Source organism: Kitasatospora sp. NPDC101235 (assembly GCF_044767505.1).
Taxonomy (GTDB): domain Bacteria; phylum Actinomycetota; class Actinomycetes; order Streptomycetales; family Streptomycetaceae; genus Kitasatospora.
This window is the reverse complement of record NZ_JBIWNZ010000002.1, coordinates 323,310-340,685: the sequence shown is the minus strand read 5'-3', so window position 1 is coordinate 340,685 and position 17,376 is coordinate 323,310. Positions and strand designations below refer to the sequence as shown.

14 protein-coding genes and 1 tRNA gene are annotated in these 17,376 nt (G+C 73.4%); 6 read left to right on the top strand and 9 right to left on the bottom strand.

The window, feature by feature from the left end; translation table 11 throughout:
* Positions 1-57: 57 nt before the first annotated feature.
* Positions 58-855, top strand: coding sequence for a histidinol-phosphatase (gene hisN / locus ACIRRH_RS04960; RefSeq protein ID WP_403061865.1), 798 nt, complete (start codon positions 58-60; stop codon positions 853-855).
* A 65-nt stretch (positions 856-920) separates the two neighbouring features.
* On the opposite strand, the gene ACIRRH_RS04955 is transcribed toward hisN, so the two are convergent.
* Entirely contained in the window at positions 921-2,396 is a 1,476-nt protein-coding gene (locus tag ACIRRH_RS04955; protein ID WP_403061862.1) for a catalase, read from the bottom strand.
* Between the two features lie 104 nt (positions 2,397-2,500).
* Here ACIRRH_RS04955 and ACIRRH_RS04950 point away from each other — a divergent pair, with 104 nt between their 5' ends.
* Entirely contained in the window at positions 2,501-2,914 is a 414-nt protein-coding gene (locus ACIRRH_RS04950; protein WP_403061859.1) for a Fur family transcriptional regulator, read from the top strand.
* Between the two features lie 16 nt (positions 2,915-2,930).
* Here ACIRRH_RS04950 and ACIRRH_RS04945 read toward each other — a convergent pair whose 3' ends face one another.
* The 3 genes from ACIRRH_RS04945 to ACIRRH_RS04935 form a co-directional block, all read right to left on the bottom strand.
* Positions 2,931-4,904: a tetratricopeptide repeat protein gene (locus ACIRRH_RS04945; RefSeq protein ID WP_403061856.1), complete on the bottom strand. Its 1,974-nt coding sequence runs from the start codon at positions 4,902-4,904 to the stop codon at positions 2,931-2,933.
* A gap of 367 nt (positions 4,905-5,271) precedes the next feature.
* Positions 5,272-5,345, bottom strand: a tRNA-Met gene (locus ACIRRH_RS04940).
* 64 nt (positions 5,346-5,409) lie between these two features.
* Positions 5,410-8,358, bottom strand: coding sequence for a UPF0182 family protein (locus ACIRRH_RS04935; protein WP_403062420.1), 2,949 nt, complete (start codon positions 8,356-8,358; stop codon positions 5,410-5,412).
* Positions 8,359-8,641: 283 nt separating this feature from the next.
* Here ACIRRH_RS04935 and ACIRRH_RS04930 point away from each other — a divergent pair, with 283 nt between their 5' ends.
* On the top strand, positions 8,642-9,214 hold the full coding sequence (locus tag ACIRRH_RS04930; protein WP_403061853.1) for a PPA1309 family protein: 573 nt from the start codon (positions 8,642-8,644) through the stop codon (positions 9,212-9,214).
* A 59-nt stretch (positions 9,215-9,273) separates the two neighbouring features.
* Here the strand turns inward: ACIRRH_RS04930 and ACIRRH_RS04925 are convergent, their stop codons facing one another.
* From ACIRRH_RS04925 to ACIRRH_RS04910, 4 genes are all read right to left on the bottom strand, one after another.
* Entirely contained in the window at positions 9,274-10,383 is a 1,110-nt protein-coding gene (locus ACIRRH_RS04925) for a PDZ domain-containing protein (protein WP_403061850.1), read from the bottom strand.
* A 42-nt stretch (positions 10,384-10,425) separates the two neighbouring features.
* Complete coding sequence (locus ACIRRH_RS04920) at positions 10,426-10,614, bottom strand: hypothetical protein (protein WP_403061847.1); 189 nt, start codon at positions 10,612-10,614, stop codon at positions 10,426-10,428.
* Positions 10,615-10,826: 212 nt separating this feature from the next.
* Complete coding sequence (locus tag ACIRRH_RS04915; protein ID WP_403061844.1) at positions 10,827-11,267, bottom strand: molybdenum cofactor biosynthesis protein MoaE; 441 nt, start codon at positions 11,265-11,267, stop codon at positions 10,827-10,829.
* Positions 11,268-11,377: 110 nt separating this feature from the next.
* A complete protein-coding gene (locus ACIRRH_RS04910; protein WP_403061841.1) occupies positions 11,378-12,526 on the bottom strand; it encodes an NAD-dependent epimerase/dehydratase family protein in 1,149 nt (382 codons plus the stop codon).
* Positions 12,527-12,725: 199 nt separating this feature from the next.
* Here ACIRRH_RS04910 and ACIRRH_RS04905 point away from each other — a divergent pair, with 199 nt between their 5' ends.
* Positions 12,726-14,246, top strand: a complete 1,521-nt coding sequence (locus ACIRRH_RS04905) for a zinc-dependent metalloprotease (protein ID WP_403061838.1) — start codon at positions 12,726-12,728, stop codon at positions 14,244-14,246.
* Positions 14,243-14,830 (top strand): NUDIX hydrolase, encoded by a 588-nt coding sequence (locus ACIRRH_RS04900; protein WP_403061835.1) that lies wholly within the window; start codon positions 14,243-14,245, stop codon positions 14,828-14,830. Before ACIRRH_RS04905 ends, ACIRRH_RS04900 begins: the two co-directional genes overlap by 4 nt.
* 160 nt (positions 14,831-14,990) lie before the next feature.
* Here the strand turns inward: ACIRRH_RS04900 and ACIRRH_RS04895 are convergent, their stop codons facing one another.
* Complete coding sequence (locus tag ACIRRH_RS04895) at positions 14,991-15,575, bottom strand: M48 family metallopeptidase (protein ID WP_403061832.1); 585 nt, start codon at positions 15,573-15,575, stop codon at positions 14,991-14,993.
* A 402-nt stretch (positions 15,576-15,977) separates the two neighbouring features.
* On the opposite strand from ACIRRH_RS04895, the gene ACIRRH_RS04890 reads away from it, so the two are divergent.
* Complete coding sequence (locus ACIRRH_RS04890) at positions 15,978-17,066, top strand: ThiF family adenylyltransferase (RefSeq protein WP_403061829.1); 1,089 nt, start codon at positions 15,978-15,980, stop codon at positions 17,064-17,066.
* Positions 17,067-17,376: the final 310 nt, after the last annotated feature.

The window sequence follows — 17,376 nt, the reverse complement described above, 5'->3', positions numbered from 1 at the left end:
GACCCGCCCCGCGAGCCCGGCTGTGCCGATCGGGGGAGGCTCGCTAGGGTTTCGGGCATGGCCGACTACCACGACGACCTCCGACTCGCCCATGTCCTCGCCGACTCGGCCGACTCGGTCACCCTGGAGCGCTTCCGCGCGCTCGACCTGAAGATCGAGACCAAGCCCGACCTCACCCCGGTGAGCGACGCCGACAAGGCCGCCGAGGAGCTCGTGCGCAGCGTGCTCCAGCGCGCCCGCCCGCGCGACGCCGTCCTCGGCGAGGAGTTCGGCCTCCAGGGCTCCGGCCCGCGCCGCTGGGTGATCGACCCGATCGACGGCACCAAGAACTACATCCGCGGTGTCCCGGTCTGGGCCACCCTGATCGCCCTGCTGGAGGACGGCCCGGACGGCGTCGAGCGCCCGGTGGTCGGCATCGTCTCCGCCCCCGCGCTCCAGCGCCGCTGGTGGGCGGCCAAGGGCCTCGGCGCGTTCGGCGGCCGCAGCCTGGCCAAGGCCTCCCGGCTGCACGTCTCCGGCGTCTCCCGGATCGAGGACGCGTCCTTCTCCTACTCCTCGCTCACCGGCTGGGAGGAGCGCGGACGCCTCGACCCGTTCCTGGACCTCACCCGCGCCTGCTGGCGCACCCGCGCCTACGGTGACTTCTGGTCGTACATGATGGTCGCCGAGGGCGCCGTCGACATCGCCGCCGAGCCCGAGCTGTCGCTGTGGGACATGGCGGCCAACTGCATCATCGTCGAGGAGGCCGGCGGCCGCTTCACCGGCCTGGACGGCATCCCCGGCGCCGGCGGCGCCGACGCGGTCGCCTCCAACGGGCTGCTGCACGAGGAAGCCCTGCGCCGGCTGAGCGTCTGACCGTGGTCGCGGCCCCTTGACCGGTGGGAGCCGGTCAAGGGGCCGCCGCTGTGCCCGGCCCGGCGCTACTGCTTGCGCAGCTCCCGGACCGCCGCGTCCAGCCGCTGCCCGAAGTCGGCGTCGGCCTTGCGGAAGTTGTCGACCGCCCGCTCCACGATGTCCTCGCGGTCGGCGGAGACCTTGGCGATGAAGCCCGCCAGGTTGGCGATCAGGCGCTGCTTCTCCTCCTCGGAGAACAGCCGGTACAGGTCGCCGGCCTGCACGAAGTCGTCGTCCTCGGCGTGCGAGGGCGCGACGTGGTTGCCGGTGAGGCCGTCGACGGCGGTCGCGGCCCACAGCGGACGGCCGGTCTGCACCGGGCCGCCGAAGCTGTTCGGCTCGTAGTTCTTCCGACGGCCGTGGCGGCCGTCGTACAGGTAGCCGTCCCGGCCGTTGGTGCGGGCCTCGGTGGCGTGCGGGCGGTTCACCGGCAGGTGGTCGGCGTTGATGCCGACCCGGTAGCGGTGGGCGTCGGCGTACGCGAACAGGCGGCCCTGGAGCATCTTGTCCGGGGACGGGCCGATGCCGGGCACGAAGTGCGCCGGCGAGAAGACCGACTGCTCGACCTCGGCGAAGACGTTGTCGGGGTTGCGGTTGAGCTCCAGCCGGCCGATCTCGATCGGCGGGTAGTCGGCGTGCGGCCAGACCTTGGTCAGGTCGAAGGGGTTGAAGCGGTAGTTCGCCGCGTCGGCCGCGGGCATGATCTGGACCTGCACCGTCCAGCTGGGGAACTCGCCGCGCTCGATCGACTCGCGCAGGTCGCGCTGGTGGCTGTCCGGGTCCTCGCCGGCGAGGGTGTTGGCCTCGGCCTGGGTGAGGTTGCGGATGCCCTGGTCGGTCTTGAAGTGGTACTTGACCCAGAAGTGCTCGCCGGCCTCGTTCTGCCACTGGTAGGTGTGCGAGCCGTAGCCGTTCATGTGCCGGTACGAGGCCGGGATGCCCCGGTCGCCGAACAGCCAGGTCACCTGGTGGGTGGCCTCGGGCGACAGGCCCCAGAAGTCCCAGACGTTGTCCGCCTCCTGCGAGCCGGTGTACGGGTCGCGCTTCTGGGTGTGGATGAAGTCGGGGAACTTGATGGCGTCCTTGATGAAGAACACCGGGGTGTTGTTGCCGACGAGGTCGTAGTTGCCCTCCTCGGTGTAGAACTTCAGCGCGAAGCCGCGCGGGTCGCGCACCGCGTCGGCCGCGCCGAGGTTGCCGGCCACGGTGGAGAAGCGCAGGAAGACCTCGGTCTGCTTGCCGATCTCGGACAGGAACGCCGCCCGGGTCCAGGGCGTCACGTCGGCGGTCACGGTGAAGGTGCCGTACGCACCCGCGCCGCGGGCGTGCACCACGCGCTCCGGGATCCGCTCGCGGTTGAAGTGCGCGAGCTTCTCGAACAGCAGCTGGTCCTGGATGAGCGCCGGGCCCCCGACGCCCGCCGTCTCGGTGTTCTGGTTGTCGGCGACGGGGGCACCCGCCTCCGTGGTCAGGGTCGGGCGCTGCTCGTCCTGGGTCGTCATGGGAGTGCCTCCGCGGTATCCGGTCGTGATGACACGATCCTAACTTGGACTTTGTCCAAGTCAACACTGGAACCAATCTCAGAGCGTGACCTACTCTGGATGACATGAGCGACCTGCTGGAGAGACTGCGCGGAAGAGGCTGGCGGCTGACCTCGCAACGCCGGGTCGTGGCCGAGGTCCTGGACGGCGAGCACGTCCACCTCACCGCGGACGAGGTGCACGCCCGGGCGACGGCCCGGCTGCCGGAGATCAGCCGCGCCACCGTCTACAACACGCTCGGCGAACTCGTCGCCCTCGGCGAGGTCCTGGAGGTGGCCACCGACGGCCGCGCCAAGCGCTACGACCCCAACGCGCACCGCGCCCACCAGCACCTGGTCTGCTCGGGCTGCGGCGCGATCCGCGACGTCCACCCGCAGGGCGACCCGCTCGCCGCCCTCCCCGCCGCCGAGCGCTTCGGCTACACCGTCACCGCCGCCGAGGTCACCTACCGCGGCCTGTGCCCGAACTGCCGCGCGTAGCCGACCGCTTGTCCGGCTACGCGCTCAACTCCGCGCTCAGCGCGCCCAGGAGCCGCCCGGCCCGCTCGGCCACCTCGGCCGGCCCGTAGTCGATCGCCCGCCGGCACCAGTTCTCCGCCTGCGTCGGCTCCCCGCGGCGCAGCGCGAGCAGCGCCAGGCGCAGCGCCGCCCGGCCGTGCCCGGCGTCGGCGGCCCGGGTGTACCAGAGCATCGCCTCGGCCTCGCTGTCCTGCCGGGCCAGCAGCAGCCCGAGGTTGAACGCGGCGCTGCGGCTGCCCGCCTCGGCGGCCCGCCGGTACAGGCTCTCGGCGATCTCCAGCGCCCCGCGCTCGGCCGCCCGCACGCCCATCCGCACCTGCGCCCGGCGGTGCCCGGCGTCGGCCGCCAGCGCGTACCAGTGCTCGGCCTCCGCGTCCGCGTCCCCGCGCCGGTCCAGCAGCGAGGCCAGCCGGAACGCGCCCTCGGCCGAGCCCCCGGCCGCCGCCTGCCGGTAACGCTCCAGCGCCCCGGCCAGGTTGCCGCGCTGCTCCTGGACGACCGCGAGCTGCAGGGCCGCCTCGCCGTGCCCCTCGGCCGCGGCCCGCGCGTACCACTCCTGCGCCTGCTGCTGCTCGCCGCGCCCGGCGTGCAGCACGCCGAGGTTGAACGCGCCGTCGACACTGCCGGCCTCGGCCGCCTTGGAGAACCAGGGCCGGGCGCCGGACTCGTCGCCGCGCTGCAGCAGCACCACGGCCAGCGCGTTGCAGGCCTCCCGGTGCCCGGCGTACGCGGCCCGGCGGTACCACTGCTCGGCCTGCTGCTCGCGGCCGGTGCCCGCGCAGAGCAGGCCCAGGTTGAAGGCTCCGTTCTGATCGCCCGCGTCCAGCGCGGCGCGGTACCAGCGCTCGGCCGCGGCTGCCTCGCCACGGCTCGCGTGCAGCGCGCCCAGCGCGTTGGCGGCGTTGCCGTCCCCGGCCTCGGCGGCCTCCTGCCACCACTCGGCGGCGGCCGCCAGGTCCCCGGAGTCGCGCAGCAGGAAGCCCAGCGCGCAGGCCGCGCGCGCCTCCCCGTTCTGCGCGGCCTGCCGGTACCAGCGGGCCGCCTCGTCCAGCAGCGACCGGTCGGTGCGGGCGCGCTCCTCCAGCAGCACGCCCAGGCGCAGCGCGGCGCGGGCGTGGCTGCGCGCGGCGGCGGTGCGGTACCAGGTCTCGGCGGTCTCCTTGTCCCCGGCGGCCTCGCGCATCCGGGCCAGCCGGTAGGAGGCCTCCCGGTGCCCGGCGTCGGCGGAGACCTTGAACCAGCGCTCGGCGCGCACGTCCCGCCGGTGCTCCATCAGGTCGCCCAGCGCGTAGGCGCCCAGTGGGTGGCCGTGGTCGGCGGCGAAGTGCAGCCAGTACTCGGCGGCCTCCTCCTCGCCCTGGTCGCGCAGTTGCAGCCCGAGCGCGTGCGCGGCCGGCGCGCTGCCGGCCACGGCGGCCTGACGCCACCACTGGCCGGCCTCGGCCCGGTGGCCCTGCTGGTGCAGCAGCACGCCGAGGTTGTTGGCGGCGGCGCGCACCCCGGCGGCCGCGGCGGCGCGCAGGTAGGGCTCGGCGTCCTCCAGCTCCCCGCGGCGCAGCAGCAGGGTGCCGAGCCGGCAGGCGGCGTCCGGGTCGCCGCTGTCGGCGGCCTGCCGGTGGCGGGCCTCCAGCGCGGCGGACTCGCGGGCGGCGAGGGCGGTCTCGAAGCTGGTCGAGTCGAGGCCGGCCGGGTCGAGCGCGGCCCCGGCGGACGGCTCGCCGCCGGGCTGCTCGCCGTACGCGCCGACGGCGGCGGCGAACTGACGGGTCGGCACGTGGACCAGGCTGTCGGGCCCGTAGCCCGGGGTGGGGCGCTCGGACAGTCCGCTGGTGCGCTGGGCGGGCAGGGCTCCGGGGCGGCTTCCGGTGCTCTCGGTGCTCTCCGCCCAGGCGTCGGTGTCCGCCTCGGCGGCCGCCGAGGACTTGGCGCCTGACTTGCCGATCAGCCTCATGCCGACTCCCGCTCCCCCAGAGTGTCGCGGCATAGCGCCCCGGCGTGCGGCCGGGGGGACTCCCAGGAGAGGTGTCGGATCCGACGGCCGGTCAGCGGCCGTGCACCGTCCCCCATGTGTCCCATCGTCGCATCACCCAGTACCCGCGTACACCTGCCCCGGCCGAATTCCGGCGGGGCCGACCCGAAGCCGACGAAATTGCTTCGGCGCTTTGTCGATTTCCCGACACTTCAACCCCACAAACCCCGCTGCCGTCGTCCTTGGCGACGGTCGATAGTACCGGAGCGGTTCCTGCCGCTTCCGTCCGAGAACGGCGCGGGAAACACCAGAGGCCCGGAGGAAGGATCCTCCGGGCCTCTGGCCTTTGTAGCGGGGACAGGATTTGAACCTGCGACCTCTGGGTTATGAGCCCAGCGAGCTACCGAGCTGCTCCACCCCGCGTCGGTGGTTGAACCATAGCACGGACGCGGGGTGGAACGGAAAACGGTTACCGCAGCTCAGCGGGCTACGGCTGCGGGCTGGTCGCTCCGCCCCCGGTGGCGCCCGGGGCCGGAGCGCCGGTCGGGGCGGGTGCCGGGCTGCCGCCGCGGGCCGCCGAGGCGGCTTTCAGGGCGTCACCGAGCGCCTTCTGGGCGTTGCCGTAGGCCACCCAGTCGCCGTTCTTGAACGCGGTCTGGCTGTCGTTGTACGCCTTCTCCGCGTCCGAGAGCGCCTTCTGGAGCTCCGGCGAGATCGTCCCGCCCGGCGCCGGCGTGGTGGGCGGGGTCGGGGTCGTCCCGGCGCCCGGCGTGGAGGGCGCGGTCGGGGTGGTCGACGGGGGCGCCCCGCCGAACACCTTCTTCAGCGCGGCCTCCAGGGTGTCCTCGAACGCCACGTTGTCGTCCCCGTACACCGCCAGGACCTTCTGCATCGTCGGGTACTTGGCGCCGCGCCCGCGCACGTACACCGGCTCGATGTTGAGCAGTCCGCCACCGACCGGCAGGGTCAGCAGGTTGCCGTACTCCAGCTCGGCGTCGCCGCCGCTCTTCAGCGCGAAGATCTGGTTGGCCACCTCCTGGCGCGAGTTGAACTTCGACTGCACCAGGCCGGGGCCGGGGGCCCCGCTCTCGCCGGTCATCTTCAGGATGCGGATCTTCCCGTAGTCGTCCCCCGGGTCCGCGTTGACGGCCATGAAGGCCGCCAGGTTGGGCCGCTGGTTGGGCACGAAGGTGCTGGTGAGCGAGAAGCTCGCGGTGTTGGTGTCCGGCATCCGTACCGTCACGTAGTACGGCGGCTGGACCTGCTTGGTGTCGCTGGTCGGGTCCACCGGAACCTGCCAGATGTCACTGCCGTTGAAGAAGGAGTTGGCATCCGTGACGTGGTACTGGCCGAGCAGGTCGCGCTGCACCTTGAACATGTCCTGCGGGTAGCGCAGGTGCGGCAGCAGCGTCTGCGGGATGTCCGCCTTCGGCTCCACGGTGCCGGGGAAGGCCTTCATCCAGGTCTTCAGCACCGGGTCCTTCTCGTCCCACTGGTAGAGCTTCACCTCGCCGGTGTAGGCGTCCACCGTGGCCTTGACCGAGTTGCGGATGTAGTTGACCTGGTTGGCGACGGTCAGCAGCTCACCGCGCTGGTTGGTCAGCGAGTCCTTGGTGGCGGCGCCCAGCGTCGTCTTCGAGGAGAACGGGAAGCCGTCCGAGGTGGTGTAGCCGTCCAGCACCCAGACCACCCGGCCGTCCTGCACCACCGGGTACGGGTCGGCGTCGATCGACAGCCACGGCGCGACCTTCTCCACCCGCTCCTTCGGCGTCCGGTTGTAGATCACCTTGGCGCCGTCGGTGATCGCCCCCGCGTAGAGGATCTGCGGCTCGGCGAAGCGCACCGCGTAGGCGGCCCGGGTCAGCGGGTTGTCCAGCGAGACCCCGCTGTTGCCCTCGTAGGTGGTCTCGGCGTTCTGGCCGGTCTTGGGATCGGTGTAGTCGATCTCCTTGTTCGCGCCACCGACGATCGAGTACGTCGTGGTCTTCTCGCCGTAGTAGATCCGCTGCTGGTAGTCGCCCAGCGTGCCGGAGGCCGGCAGGCCCGACTCGGTGAACACCGGCTGGCCCTTGTCGTCGACCTGGTTGCCCTTGGCGACCACCACGCCGTAGCCGTGGGTGTACTTGAAGTGGTCGTTGATCCAGTTGCGCTGCACGCCGTTGAGGTCGAGCTCGCGCAGACCGATCACGCTGTCCTGCTTGTCCTGCCCGGTGCCGTAGCGGTCCACGTCCAGCGTGTTCGGGAAGGCGTAGTAGTTGCGCTGCTGCTCCAGCGACTGGAACGCCGGCGAGACGACGTTCGGGTCCAGCAGCCGGATGTCCGAGACGGTCTGCGCGTCCGGCTTGAGCGCGTCCGCACTGGTCGAGCCCTGCGGGGTGTACTGGGTGGTCTGCGCGTCCGCGATCCCGTACGCCTGGCGGGTGGCGTCGATGTTCTTCTGGATGTACGGCGTCTCCTTGGCCTGCTCGTTCGGCTTGACCTGGAACTGCTGCACGATCGCCGGGTACAGCCCGCCGATCAGCACCGCCGACAGCACCATCAGCCCCAGGCCGATCAGGGCCGGGGCCCAGGTGCGGCGGATCGGGGTCAGGAAGAACAGCACCGCGCAGATGATCGCGACGAAGAACAGGATGGTCTTGGCCGGCAGGAACGCGTTGGCGTCCACGTAGCGCAGGCCGGTCCAGCCGGAGACGCCCTTGTACGAGCCGGTCTTCACCGCCAGCGCGTACCGGTCCAGCCAGTACGCGACGGCCTTCAGCAGCACGAACACGCCCAGCAGCACCGCCAGGTGCCCCTGCGCGCCCGCGCTCGCCCGGCGGCCCGGACCCTGCAGCCGCAGCCCCCCGTACAGGTAGTGCACCAGCGCCGAGGTCAGCAGCGAGACGATCACCGCGCTGAACGCGAAACCCAGCACGAACTCGTAGAACGGCAGGTCGAAGGCGTAGAACGAGACGTCCATGCCGAACTGGGAGTCCTTCTCACCGAAGGAGGTCGAGTTCGTCCACATCAGCCAGGTCCGCCACTGGCCGGAGGCCGCGGCACCGGCCACCAGGCCGATCACCAGCGAGACGCCGATCAGCGCCCAGCGCTTGAACGGCGCCAGGCCGGCCCGGTAGCGGTCGAGGCTCTGCTGCTCCACCGACATCGCCGACAGCGGCGGCCGAAGCCGGTGCGCCAGCCAGATGTTGAAGCCGACGATCACCGCCATCAGCAGGCCGAACACCGCGAACAGGCCGATCTTCGTCCACAGCTGGGTGGTGAACACCGAGGAGAAGTGGACCGACCTGAACCACAGCCAGTCCGTCCAGAAGCCCGCGAACATGACGAACAGCAGGAAGAGCACCGCGAGCACGCCCAGGGTCAGCAGGGCCACCCGCGCCCGCCGGGAGGGCGGGCCTACCCTGCGCCGGAAACCCGGCCCTGAGCGTTCGGGCATCTGGAAGACCACGGTGGCACCTCGGCTGTGTCGTCTGAATGGGGTCGGTCGTCAGAGCAACTTAACCAGGCTTTGGCCGAGTTCCCACCGTTAGCAGACGGTTACGACCCCCGCCCGCTTCCGGCCGTCCCCGCCGCGGCTCCTCCGGCCCTTCGGCGGCTCTTCCGGCGGCCCTTCGGCGACTCTCCCGGCGGGCTCTCCCGGCGGGCTCTCCCGGCGGGCTCTCCCGGCGGGCACGGACCGTCCGGCGAGCGCGGGCCGCCCGGCGTGTGAGGATTGAGGCATGTCCGACGCGTCTGATCTGAACAACTCCCCCGACGACGTCTCCAAGCTCCCGGCCGCCACCCCGCTGACCCGGGCCGCGCTGGAGATCGACGAGTACGCCGCCACCCTCGGCTGGGACCTCCCGGCCCGGCTGTTCGCCCTGGTGGACAGCGCCGCCCTGCGCAAGGCCAACCCGAAGATCGCCAAGCAGCTCGGCCTCGCCGAGGGCGACGAGACCGGCCTGACCCCGATCGAGCAGGACGAGCTGCCGGCCGGCATGGAACTCGACAAGTTCCTCGGCACCATCGCCTGGCCCGACGCCGTGGCCGGCTGCGCCCTGGTCGTCGAGCGCCTGATGCTGCCCCCGGGCGCCGAGCAGTCCCGCCCGCGGGGTGCCAGCGACGCCCAGCTCGCCGAGTGGGTGGCCAACCACCCCAAGCGCGAGGAGGTGCGGATCACCGCCGCGGTGCTCCGCGACGGCAAGAAGGAGATCGCCCTGCGGCTGCGCTCCAAGGACGTCGCCCGCGAGGTGCTGACCGGCCCCGACCTGGTGCCGGGCCTGACCGACGCGCTGCTGGCGACCTTCGTCTGACGCCTTCCCCGGCGGCTGCCCGGCGACTGCTGGGTAGCTGCTCGGCGGCTGCTCGGTGGCTACTTGGTGACGCAGGACGGCAGCGCGGAGGTCTGCCCGGAGCGGAGCTGCTCCAGCGACTTCAGCGCGCCGTCCAGCGTGTCCGTCTTGATCAGGGTCAGCCCGGACGGGACGTTCTTGCCCGCCTCGGCGCAGTTCGAGGACGGGGTGAAGAAGTACTCGGCCCCGGCGTCCCGGGCGGCGATCAGCTTCATCGAGATGCCGCCGATCGGGCCGACCTTGCCGTCGTCGTCGATGGTCCCGGTGCCGGCCACGAACCTGCCGCCGGTGAGGTCGCCGCCCGGGGTCAGCTTGTCGATGATGCCGAGCGAGAACATCAGGCCGGCGCTGGGGCCGCCGACGTCCTGCAAGCCGATGTCGATCTGGAACGGGTAGGTGTGCCGGATCCCGGTGCCGATGCCCACCACCGCGAGCTCCGCCCGCTCGGCCGGGGCCTTCGGGTCGAGGTCCTTGGCCCGTACGGTCGGCACGGTGACGTCGGTCTTCCCGCCCGGCGCGGCGGCGCCGCCCGCGTCCTTGACCCGCGGCACGACGGTGAAGACCACCGGCTCGCCCGGCTTGTGCTTGGTGACGGCCGCGACCACCTGCTCGACCGAGCCGACCGCCGCGCCGTCCACGGCCACGATCTGGTCGCCCGCGTGCAGCCGGCCCTCGGCCGGGGCGCCCGCGGTGACCGACTTCACGATCAGCTCGCTGCCGACCGGGATGCCCAGCTGCTGGAGCGCCGCGGTGCGGGCACTGTCCTCGGAGGAGGCGAACTCCTCGGCGTTCTGCTTCTTGGCGTCCGCGTCCGACTGCCCCTTCGGGTAGACGTTGTCGTGCGGCACCACCAGCACGTCGTCCCGCAGCCAGCCGACCACCGCGTTGACCAGGCTGGGCTCGTACTTGGCCCCGGTGACCTGGACGGTGGTCATGTTGAGGTGCCCGGTCGTCGGGTACGACTCGTGCCCGCTGATGCTGATCACCGGCTTGCCGCCCTGGTTGCCGAGCGTGTTGTACGTCGGCCCCGGGCTCATCTCCGTGTACGGCACCTTCATCAGCACCGAGACGCAGAGCAGCGCTATGAGCAGCAGGGTGGCAGCGAGCATCGTCGCGGAGCGGCGTGGCATGCCTCGACAGTACGGGACGCGCCTGAACCGGCGCCCGCCGGGCTACCTGCCGGGGCGCTCACCGGGGGCGGCGCCGGCGGTGGTGCGCTCCATGGCGGCCATGAAGCGCCGGTGTTCGGCGAGTGAGGCCGGGTCCCCGGTGGCCCGCGGCTCCCGCTGGGCCCACAGCGCCCAGAGGCCGGCGGCCACGCCGGCGACACCCGGGATGATCAACCAGGCGAGCGCACTCATACCAGTACTCCCAGCTCGTCGTGTCTATGAGCAGATTAACCACTCCGGCGGACAACGCGGCCGGCGCCGTCCGGGTTACGGCACGGCCGATCGGCTCACTTCCAGGGAGTATTCGGGGTGCCGTTGCGCAGCCGTTGGAGTGAACCCGCGGCGCGCCTGACCCGACGGACGCGCGAGGTGTGCCTATCGGTTCCGTCGCACCGGGAGCGGTCTCAGCAGCCGCCGGCGCCGACCCACTCCTCCTCGCCGTCGGAGAAGACCTGGTGCTTCCAGATCGGCGCCTCGTGCTTGAGGTCGTCGATCAGCCGGCGGGCGGCGGCGAAGGCCTCGCCGCGGTGGGCGCAGGAGACGGCGACGATCACGGCCTTGTCGGTGATCTCCAGCCGGCCCACCCGGTGGACCGCGGCGAGCGCCCGGACCGGGAAGTCCGCGACCACCTTCTCGGCGATCCGGCGCATCTCCTGCTCGGCGGTGGGGTGGCAGCTGTACTCCAGCGCGGCGACCGACTTGCCGCCGTCGTGGTCCCGGACCGTCCCGACGAAGACGGTGGTGCCGCCGGCCGCGTCGTCGCCGACCGCCTCGTACACCTCGTCCAGCGAGAGCGGGGTGTCGCGGATGGCGAGCAGGCGGATGGGGTCGTGGATCTCGGACATGACCCCATGATTCCCCATCCGGGACGGTGCAGGGCAAGTGCCTTCCGCATCACGGTGGGGAAATTTCGCATCGTGAGAAGCGCTGCCCGTCGACCGGCTCCCCCGGCCGATCAGAACCGCCGCCGCTTGCGGGCCCGGCGCACCAGCGCCGCCGTACCGACCAGCGCCACCGTCGCCCCGGCCGCCCCCAGGCTGGTCGCCGCCTCCTTGCCACCCAGCCGGCGCCCGGCCACCGCGTGCTTGCCGGACACCTGCTCCAGCAGTTCGGCCAGCACCTGCTCGTTGGTGCACGCCGGGCGCCAGCCCGCCTCGTGCAGCCGGCTACCGGACACCACCCACGGGTACATCGTGTACGCCAGGTCCCCGGCCGGGGCCGGGGTCAGGCCCAGCCGGTGCAGCCGCGCCGCCGTGCCGAGCGCCAGCGAGGCCGGCAGCTCCATCCGCCGGATCCCGGACAGCCGCTCGACGTCCTCCTGCTCCAGCCAGCCGTCGCAGCCGACCGTCACCTCGCCCTCGACCAGGCCCAGCGCCGCGTACTCCAGCGCCGACGCCAGGTCGTCCACGTGGCAGAACTGCCAGCACGGCCGGGACCCGGCCACCACCAGCAGCCGGGGCGCCTCGAAGTGCCGGGTCAGCACGGTGTCCACGCCGGGGCCCACCACCACGGCCGGGCGCAGCACCGTCACCTGGAGGCCCGGGTGGGCGCGCGGCGCCCGGCGGGCCAGCCGCTCGATCTCCAGCAGGTCCCCGACCAGCGAGGCCTCCTCGGTGGCCCGCAGCTCGGAGTCCTCCGCCAGCGGCACCTCGTTGTCGGCCAGCGCACCGTAGACCATCGCCGAGGTGCACAGCACCACCCGGTGCACCCCGGCGGCCGCGGCCGCGGTCAGCACCGTCTGGGCGCCGCGCACGTTGTAGGCGCTGCGGGCCCGGGCGTCGGACTCCATGCCGAAGTCCATCGCCAGGTGCACCACCACGTCGACCCCGGCCAGCCGCTCGGCCACCGCCGGGTCCCGCACGTCGAGCACCCGCCAGTGCACGCCCGGCACCTCACCGCGCCGGTCGTCCACCGCGAGGACCTTCCGCACGTGCGGGGAGGCCACCAGCCGGGCGGCGACCCGCTCGCCCAGCACGCCCGCGGCACCGGTGACCGCCACGGTCAGCGGCCGTCCGCCGTAGGCTGGAGGCGGCGACGCCGTGGTGTCCGACGCGTCCTCTCCTCCGGTCAGCCCAGAGCGAACGTCCGAGGGCGGGGAACTCACCGGCCATCCTCCACGGTTAGCTTTATGTGCGTACGGACGTGTGTCACGTACGTCCATCCTGCCCGAGGCGAAGGCCCGGCGGTGCACCCGGCGCGGGCCTGCCGCGCGGGAGCCGCCCCCGAGTCCCCCACTCCGCCGTCGCTCCGGGCACGGACTTTCCCGCCACACCCGCATGACGGCCGACCGGATCGAGGACCCCGTGAGCGACCTTCCCTTCGGATTCGGCGTTCCGCCCGAGGAGCCCGAGGACGGCAAGGCCAAGCCCGACGACGCCCAGAAGAAGAAGGACCAGGAACAGTCCGGCAGCGGCCCGCAGCCGTTCGGCTTCGGGGGCGGCAACCCCTTCGGTGCGATCTTCGGCATGCCCGGTGCCCCGGGCGGCGCCGGCTCCGGCGCCGACAACCCCTTCGCCGCGATGTTCGGCGGCATGAACCCGGGAGACCTCGGCGCCGCCTTCCAGCAGCTCGGCCAGATGCTCTCGTTCGAGGGCGGCCCGGTGAACTGGGACCTCGCCACGAACATCGCCCGCCAGACGGTGGTCGCCGAGCCCGCCGAGGGCAAGAGCAAGGACCGCTCGGTCAGCGCCGCCGAGCGCTCCGCCGTCGCCGAGGCCGTCCGCCTGGCCGACCTGTGGCTCGACGGCTCCACCGAGTTCCCCTCCGGCGCCGGCACCGCCGTCGCCTGGAGCCGCGCCGAGTGGATCGAGGCCACCCTCCCGGTCTGGAAGGACCTGGTGGACCCGGTCGCCGAGCGGGTCGGCAACGCCATGGGCGGCGTCCTGCCCGAGGAGATGCAGGCCATGGCCGGCCCGCTGATGGGCGTGATGCGCTCGATGGGCGGCGCCATGTTCGGCACCCAGATCGGCCAGGCGCTCGGCGCGCTCGCCGGTGAGGTGGTCGGCTCCGCCGACGTCGGCCTGCCGCTCGCCCCGGCCGGCAAGGCCGCGCTGCTGCCGCAGAACGTCGCCGAGTTCGGCGAGGGCCTGAACGTGCCCGCCGACGAGGTCCGCCTCTACCTCGCCCTGCGCGAGGCCGCCCACCAGCGGCTCTTCGCCCACGTGCCGTGGCTGCGGGCCCACCTGCTGGGCGCCGTCGAGGCCTACGCGCGCGGCATCAAGGTCGACACCTCCCGGATGGAGGAGCTGGTCGGCCAGCTCGACCCGAGCAACCCGGAGGCCCTCCAGGAGGCGCTGGCCGGAGGCCTGCTCCAGCCCGAGGACACCCCCGAGCAGAAGGCCGCGCTCGCCCGCCTGGAGACCGCGCTCGCGCTGGTCGAGGGCTGGGTCGACGCCGTCGTGCACGCCGCCGCCGAGCCGCACCTGCCGCAGGCCGGCGCACTGCGCGAGACCGTCCGCCGCCGCCGCGCGGCCGGCGGGCCCGCCGAGCAGACCTTCGCCACCCTGGTCGGTCTGGAGCTGCGCCCGCGCCGGCTTCGCGACGCCTCCCGGCTCTGGGCGCTGCTCGCCGACGCCCGCGGCATCGAGGGCCGCGACGCGCTCTGGGAGCACCCGGACATGCTGCCCACCGCCGCCGACCTGGACGACCCGGACGCCTTCGTGCACCGGGGCTCCGCCGACGACCTGGAGGGCGGCATCGACTTCGACGCGCTCGACAAGCTGCTCGGCGAGGCCGCGGCCGGCAAGCCCGACCTCACCAAGAAGGACGAGCAGCCGAAGACCGACGAGGGCGGCACCGACGGGAAGGGCGAGCCCACCGCATGACGGACACCGAGACGCCCGCCGCCACCCTGCACGCGGACGCCGTCCGCACGCTGACCGGGTGGCGGCCCGCCGACCAGGACCAGGAACGGCTGCGGCTCGACTACCTGGAGCACCTCGCCGCGCAGCCCGAAGGCCTGTACCGCTCCTGCCTGCCCGCGCACATCACCGCGAGCGCGGCGGTCGTCGACCCGGCGGCCGGGCGGGTGCTGCTCACCCTGCACCCCAAGGTCGGCATGTGGCTGCAGATGGGCGGGCACTGCGAGCCCGGCGACCGCGACCTCGCCTCGGCCGCACTGCGCGAGGCCGTGGAGGAGTCCGGCATCCCCGACCTGGTGCTGCTGGAGAGCGGCGGCGCCCCGGTGCCGGCCAAGCTGGACCGGCACCTGGTCCGCTGCACCGGCAAGGACCGCCCGGAGAACACCCACCTGGACGTCCAGTACATCGCGCTGGCCCCGGCCGGCGCGCAGGCGCTGATCAGCGAGGAGTCGCTGGACCTGCGCTGGTTCGACTACGACCGGCTCCCGGAGCTCACCGACCACTCGGTGCGCGACCTGGTGGCCCGGGCGCGGCAGCTGACCGGCTGAGGTGTGACGTCGGAAGGGGGCGCGGAGCCTGTCGGCCCGCGCCCCCTTCCGTCGTTCCTCCGGTCGAACCGGCCCGGCCTCGGCCCGTACCGTCCGACCACACCCGTACCGTCCGGCCACGGGCTTGCGCCGCCGAAGCTCCGGCCGTGCCGCCGCGGCCTCAGCCGCAGGAGGCGGCCGGGTCCGGCCCGGTCGGGCCCGGGGCGGCGTGCCGCGCACCGGGGATGTGCGGCAGCCGGGCGGCGGAGACCACGCCCTCCAGGTACCCGCGGGCCCGCTCCGTCCGCGGGTAGGCCTCCAGCAGGGCCCAGAACGCCGGGCCGTGGTCCGGCACCAGCAGGTGCGCCAGCTCGTGCAGCAGCACGTAGTCCAGCACGTACTCCGGCATGCCCTGGAGCCGGTGGGACAGGCGGATCGTCCCCTCGCTGGGGGTGCAGGAGCCCCAACGGGAATTCTGGTTGGTGACCCAGCGGACCTGACTGGGCCGGGCACGATCGCCCAGGTAGGCGGCCGACAGCTCGCGGGCCCGGGTCATCAGGGCCTCGTCCCCCGGGACCCGCCGGGACTCCTGGGCTGCGAGCTTCTCCAGCATCTGCGCGACCCAGCGCTGCTCCTCGGCGTACGACATCCGGGCCGGGATCAGCACGACGGTGCGGTCGCCCTCGCGGTAGGCGGAGACGGTACGGCTGCGGCGGGCGCTGCGGCGCACCTCGACCCGGCTGCGGTCGTGCGCTTCGGGGGGCACGGCACCGGTGCGCGGCGGCTGCGATGGGGCCGGCCTCGGCTGCTGGTCCGGGCGCCCGCGCGTGTTCGGCGCCGCGACCTGCGACCCGGACGCTGCACGCGCACGCCGACGCGACGCCGGTGGATGGGAGTCCCGCTCGGCTGCCATGGCACACGACGTTACCCCGCACCACGGACAGAAGTCCGCTGCCATGGCCGGAATCTTTCATGGAGTGATCGGGAACGAAAAGTCGACGGTGGGTGTCCGGAAACCGACGCCGAGGGGCATGGCCAGTTATCCACAGGGCGTGCGAACGGATGATGTGATCATGCGTACAGACCTGTGGATAACTCCCTGCACGCCGTCGCCGCGATAGGGCATGCTGCGGTCAGCCGTCCGGAAACGATCGGAAGGGAGATCGTCGTGCGCCTCGCCCTCAAGCCCGCCCTGTCCCGCAGCTGGCGGGACTCGGAGACCCTGCAGTTCGGCACCGTCACCCGGTTCGCCGGGGTGCTCGGCAACGCCGACAAGACCCTCTGCGACTTCCTCGCGCTGCTCGACGGGACGCGCGACCGACCGGAGCTCCTGAACGAGGGCGAACGCATCGGGCTCGGCCGCGAACCGGCCGACGCCCTGCTCACCGGCTTGGAGGAGACCGGCCTGCTGGACGACGCGGAGGCCGGCGACCGGGCACTGGCCCGCTTCCCCGGGCAGCAGCGGGACTTGCTCGAACCCGACCTCGCCTCGCTCTCCCTGGTCCACTCCGGCCCGGGCGCCGCACCGGCGGTCCTGGGCCGCCGGGCCGACGCGCGGATCGAGGTGCGCGGCGCGGGCCGGGTCGGCGCCGCCGTGGCGGCGGTGCTCGCCGCCGGCGGCACCGGCACGGTCACGGTCGCGGACGGCGGCCGGGTGAAGCCCGGCGACTGCTCCCCCGCCGGGCTGCCGCCCGGGGACGTCGGGCGGCTGCGCTCGACGGCGGCCCGGGAGGCGGTGCAGCGCGCCGCGGGCCGGCCCCCGGCCCCCGTGCCCCGGCGTCGGCCCGGGGACCCGCCACCGGACTTCGTGGTCCTCGCGCCCCGGGACGGCAGCGCCGCCTTCGCGGGCGGGACGTACGAGGCCCGGCTGCTGTTGCGGGCCGGGGTGCCGCACCTCTACGTGGGCGTGGTCGAGGAGTTCGGCGTCATCGGACCGCTGGTGATCCCCGGGATGTCGGCCTGCGGGCACTGCCTGGTGCTGCGGCGGGAGGACGAGGACGCCGCCTGGCCGCGGGTCCTGGCCCAACTGGCCGACGGAGGCCCCGGCCGGGCCCGTACGCCGGCCTGCGACACGGCCCTGGCGACGGCGGTCGCCGGACTGGCGGCGCTGCACGTCCAGGTGTTCCTGGACGGCGGCCGGCCGCCGAGCGTGGACGGCTGGTGCGAGGTCTCGGCCGGGGACGGCATGCCACGGCGCCTGCGACTGCGCGGGCACCCGGACTGCGGCTGCCTGTGGCAGCCGCTGCCGCCGGGGTGAGGGGCGGAAGAGGAAGAGGAGAAGAAGAACGAGTCTGACGGGAGCAGGCCCGGCGGCTGCACGGCTCGGCAGCCTCTCGGCCTCCCCACGGCACCACGGGCACCCACCCGGCCATACGAGCCGATGGCCAGGTGAGCCCGCGGTCCCGACGGACCCCGGACGGGGGTCGACGCCCCACAGGCGCGGCCCGACGCCCTACGGGCGGGTACGAGGCCTCCCACGGCCCGGGCGGGGCCCCGGGGCCGCCGGCGGGCCGCCCGGCGCCGCGGCGGCACCGCCGCGGTGAGCGCGCGGGGGGTGGCGGGGAGCT

Excerpts from the sequence above, each read along its gene's own strand:
- ACIRRH_RS04955 (WP_403061862.1), bottom strand. The coding sequence starts at position 2,396 with ATGACGACCCAGGACGAGCAGCGCCCGACCCTGACCACGGAGGCGGGT.
- ACIRRH_RS04935 (WP_403062420.1), bottom strand. The coding sequence starts at position 8,358 with ATGCCCGAACGCTCAGGGCCGGGTTTCCGGCGCAGGGTAGGCCCGCCC.
- hisN (WP_403061865.1), top strand. The coding sequence starts at position 58 with ATGGCCGACTACCACGACGACCTCCGACTCGCCCATGTCCTCGCCGAC.
- ACIRRH_RS04920 (WP_403061847.1), bottom strand. The coding sequence starts at position 10,614 with ATGAGTGCGCTCGCCTGGTTGATCATCCCGGGTGTCGCCGGCGTGGCC.
- ACIRRH_RS04930 (WP_403061853.1), top strand. The coding sequence starts at position 8,642 with ATGTCCGACGCGTCTGATCTGAACAACTCCCCCGACGACGTCTCCAAG.
- ACIRRH_RS04900 (WP_403061835.1), top strand. The coding sequence starts at position 14,243 with ATGACGGACACCGAGACGCCCGCCGCCACCCTGCACGCGGACGCCGTC.
- ACIRRH_RS04950 (WP_403061859.1), top strand. The coding sequence starts at position 2,501 with ATGAGCGACCTGCTGGAGAGACTGCGCGGAAGAGGCTGGCGGCTGACC.
- ACIRRH_RS04945 (WP_403061856.1), bottom strand. The coding sequence starts at position 4,904 with ATGAGGCTGATCGGCAAGTCAGGCGCCAAGTCCTCGGCGGCCGCCGAG.
- ACIRRH_RS04925 (WP_403061850.1), bottom strand. The coding sequence starts at position 10,383 with ATGCCACGCCGCTCCGCGACGATGCTCGCTGCCACCCTGCTGCTCATA.
- ACIRRH_RS04915 (WP_403061844.1), bottom strand. The coding sequence starts at position 11,267 with ATGTCCGAGATCCACGACCCCATCCGCCTGCTCGCCATCCGCGACACC.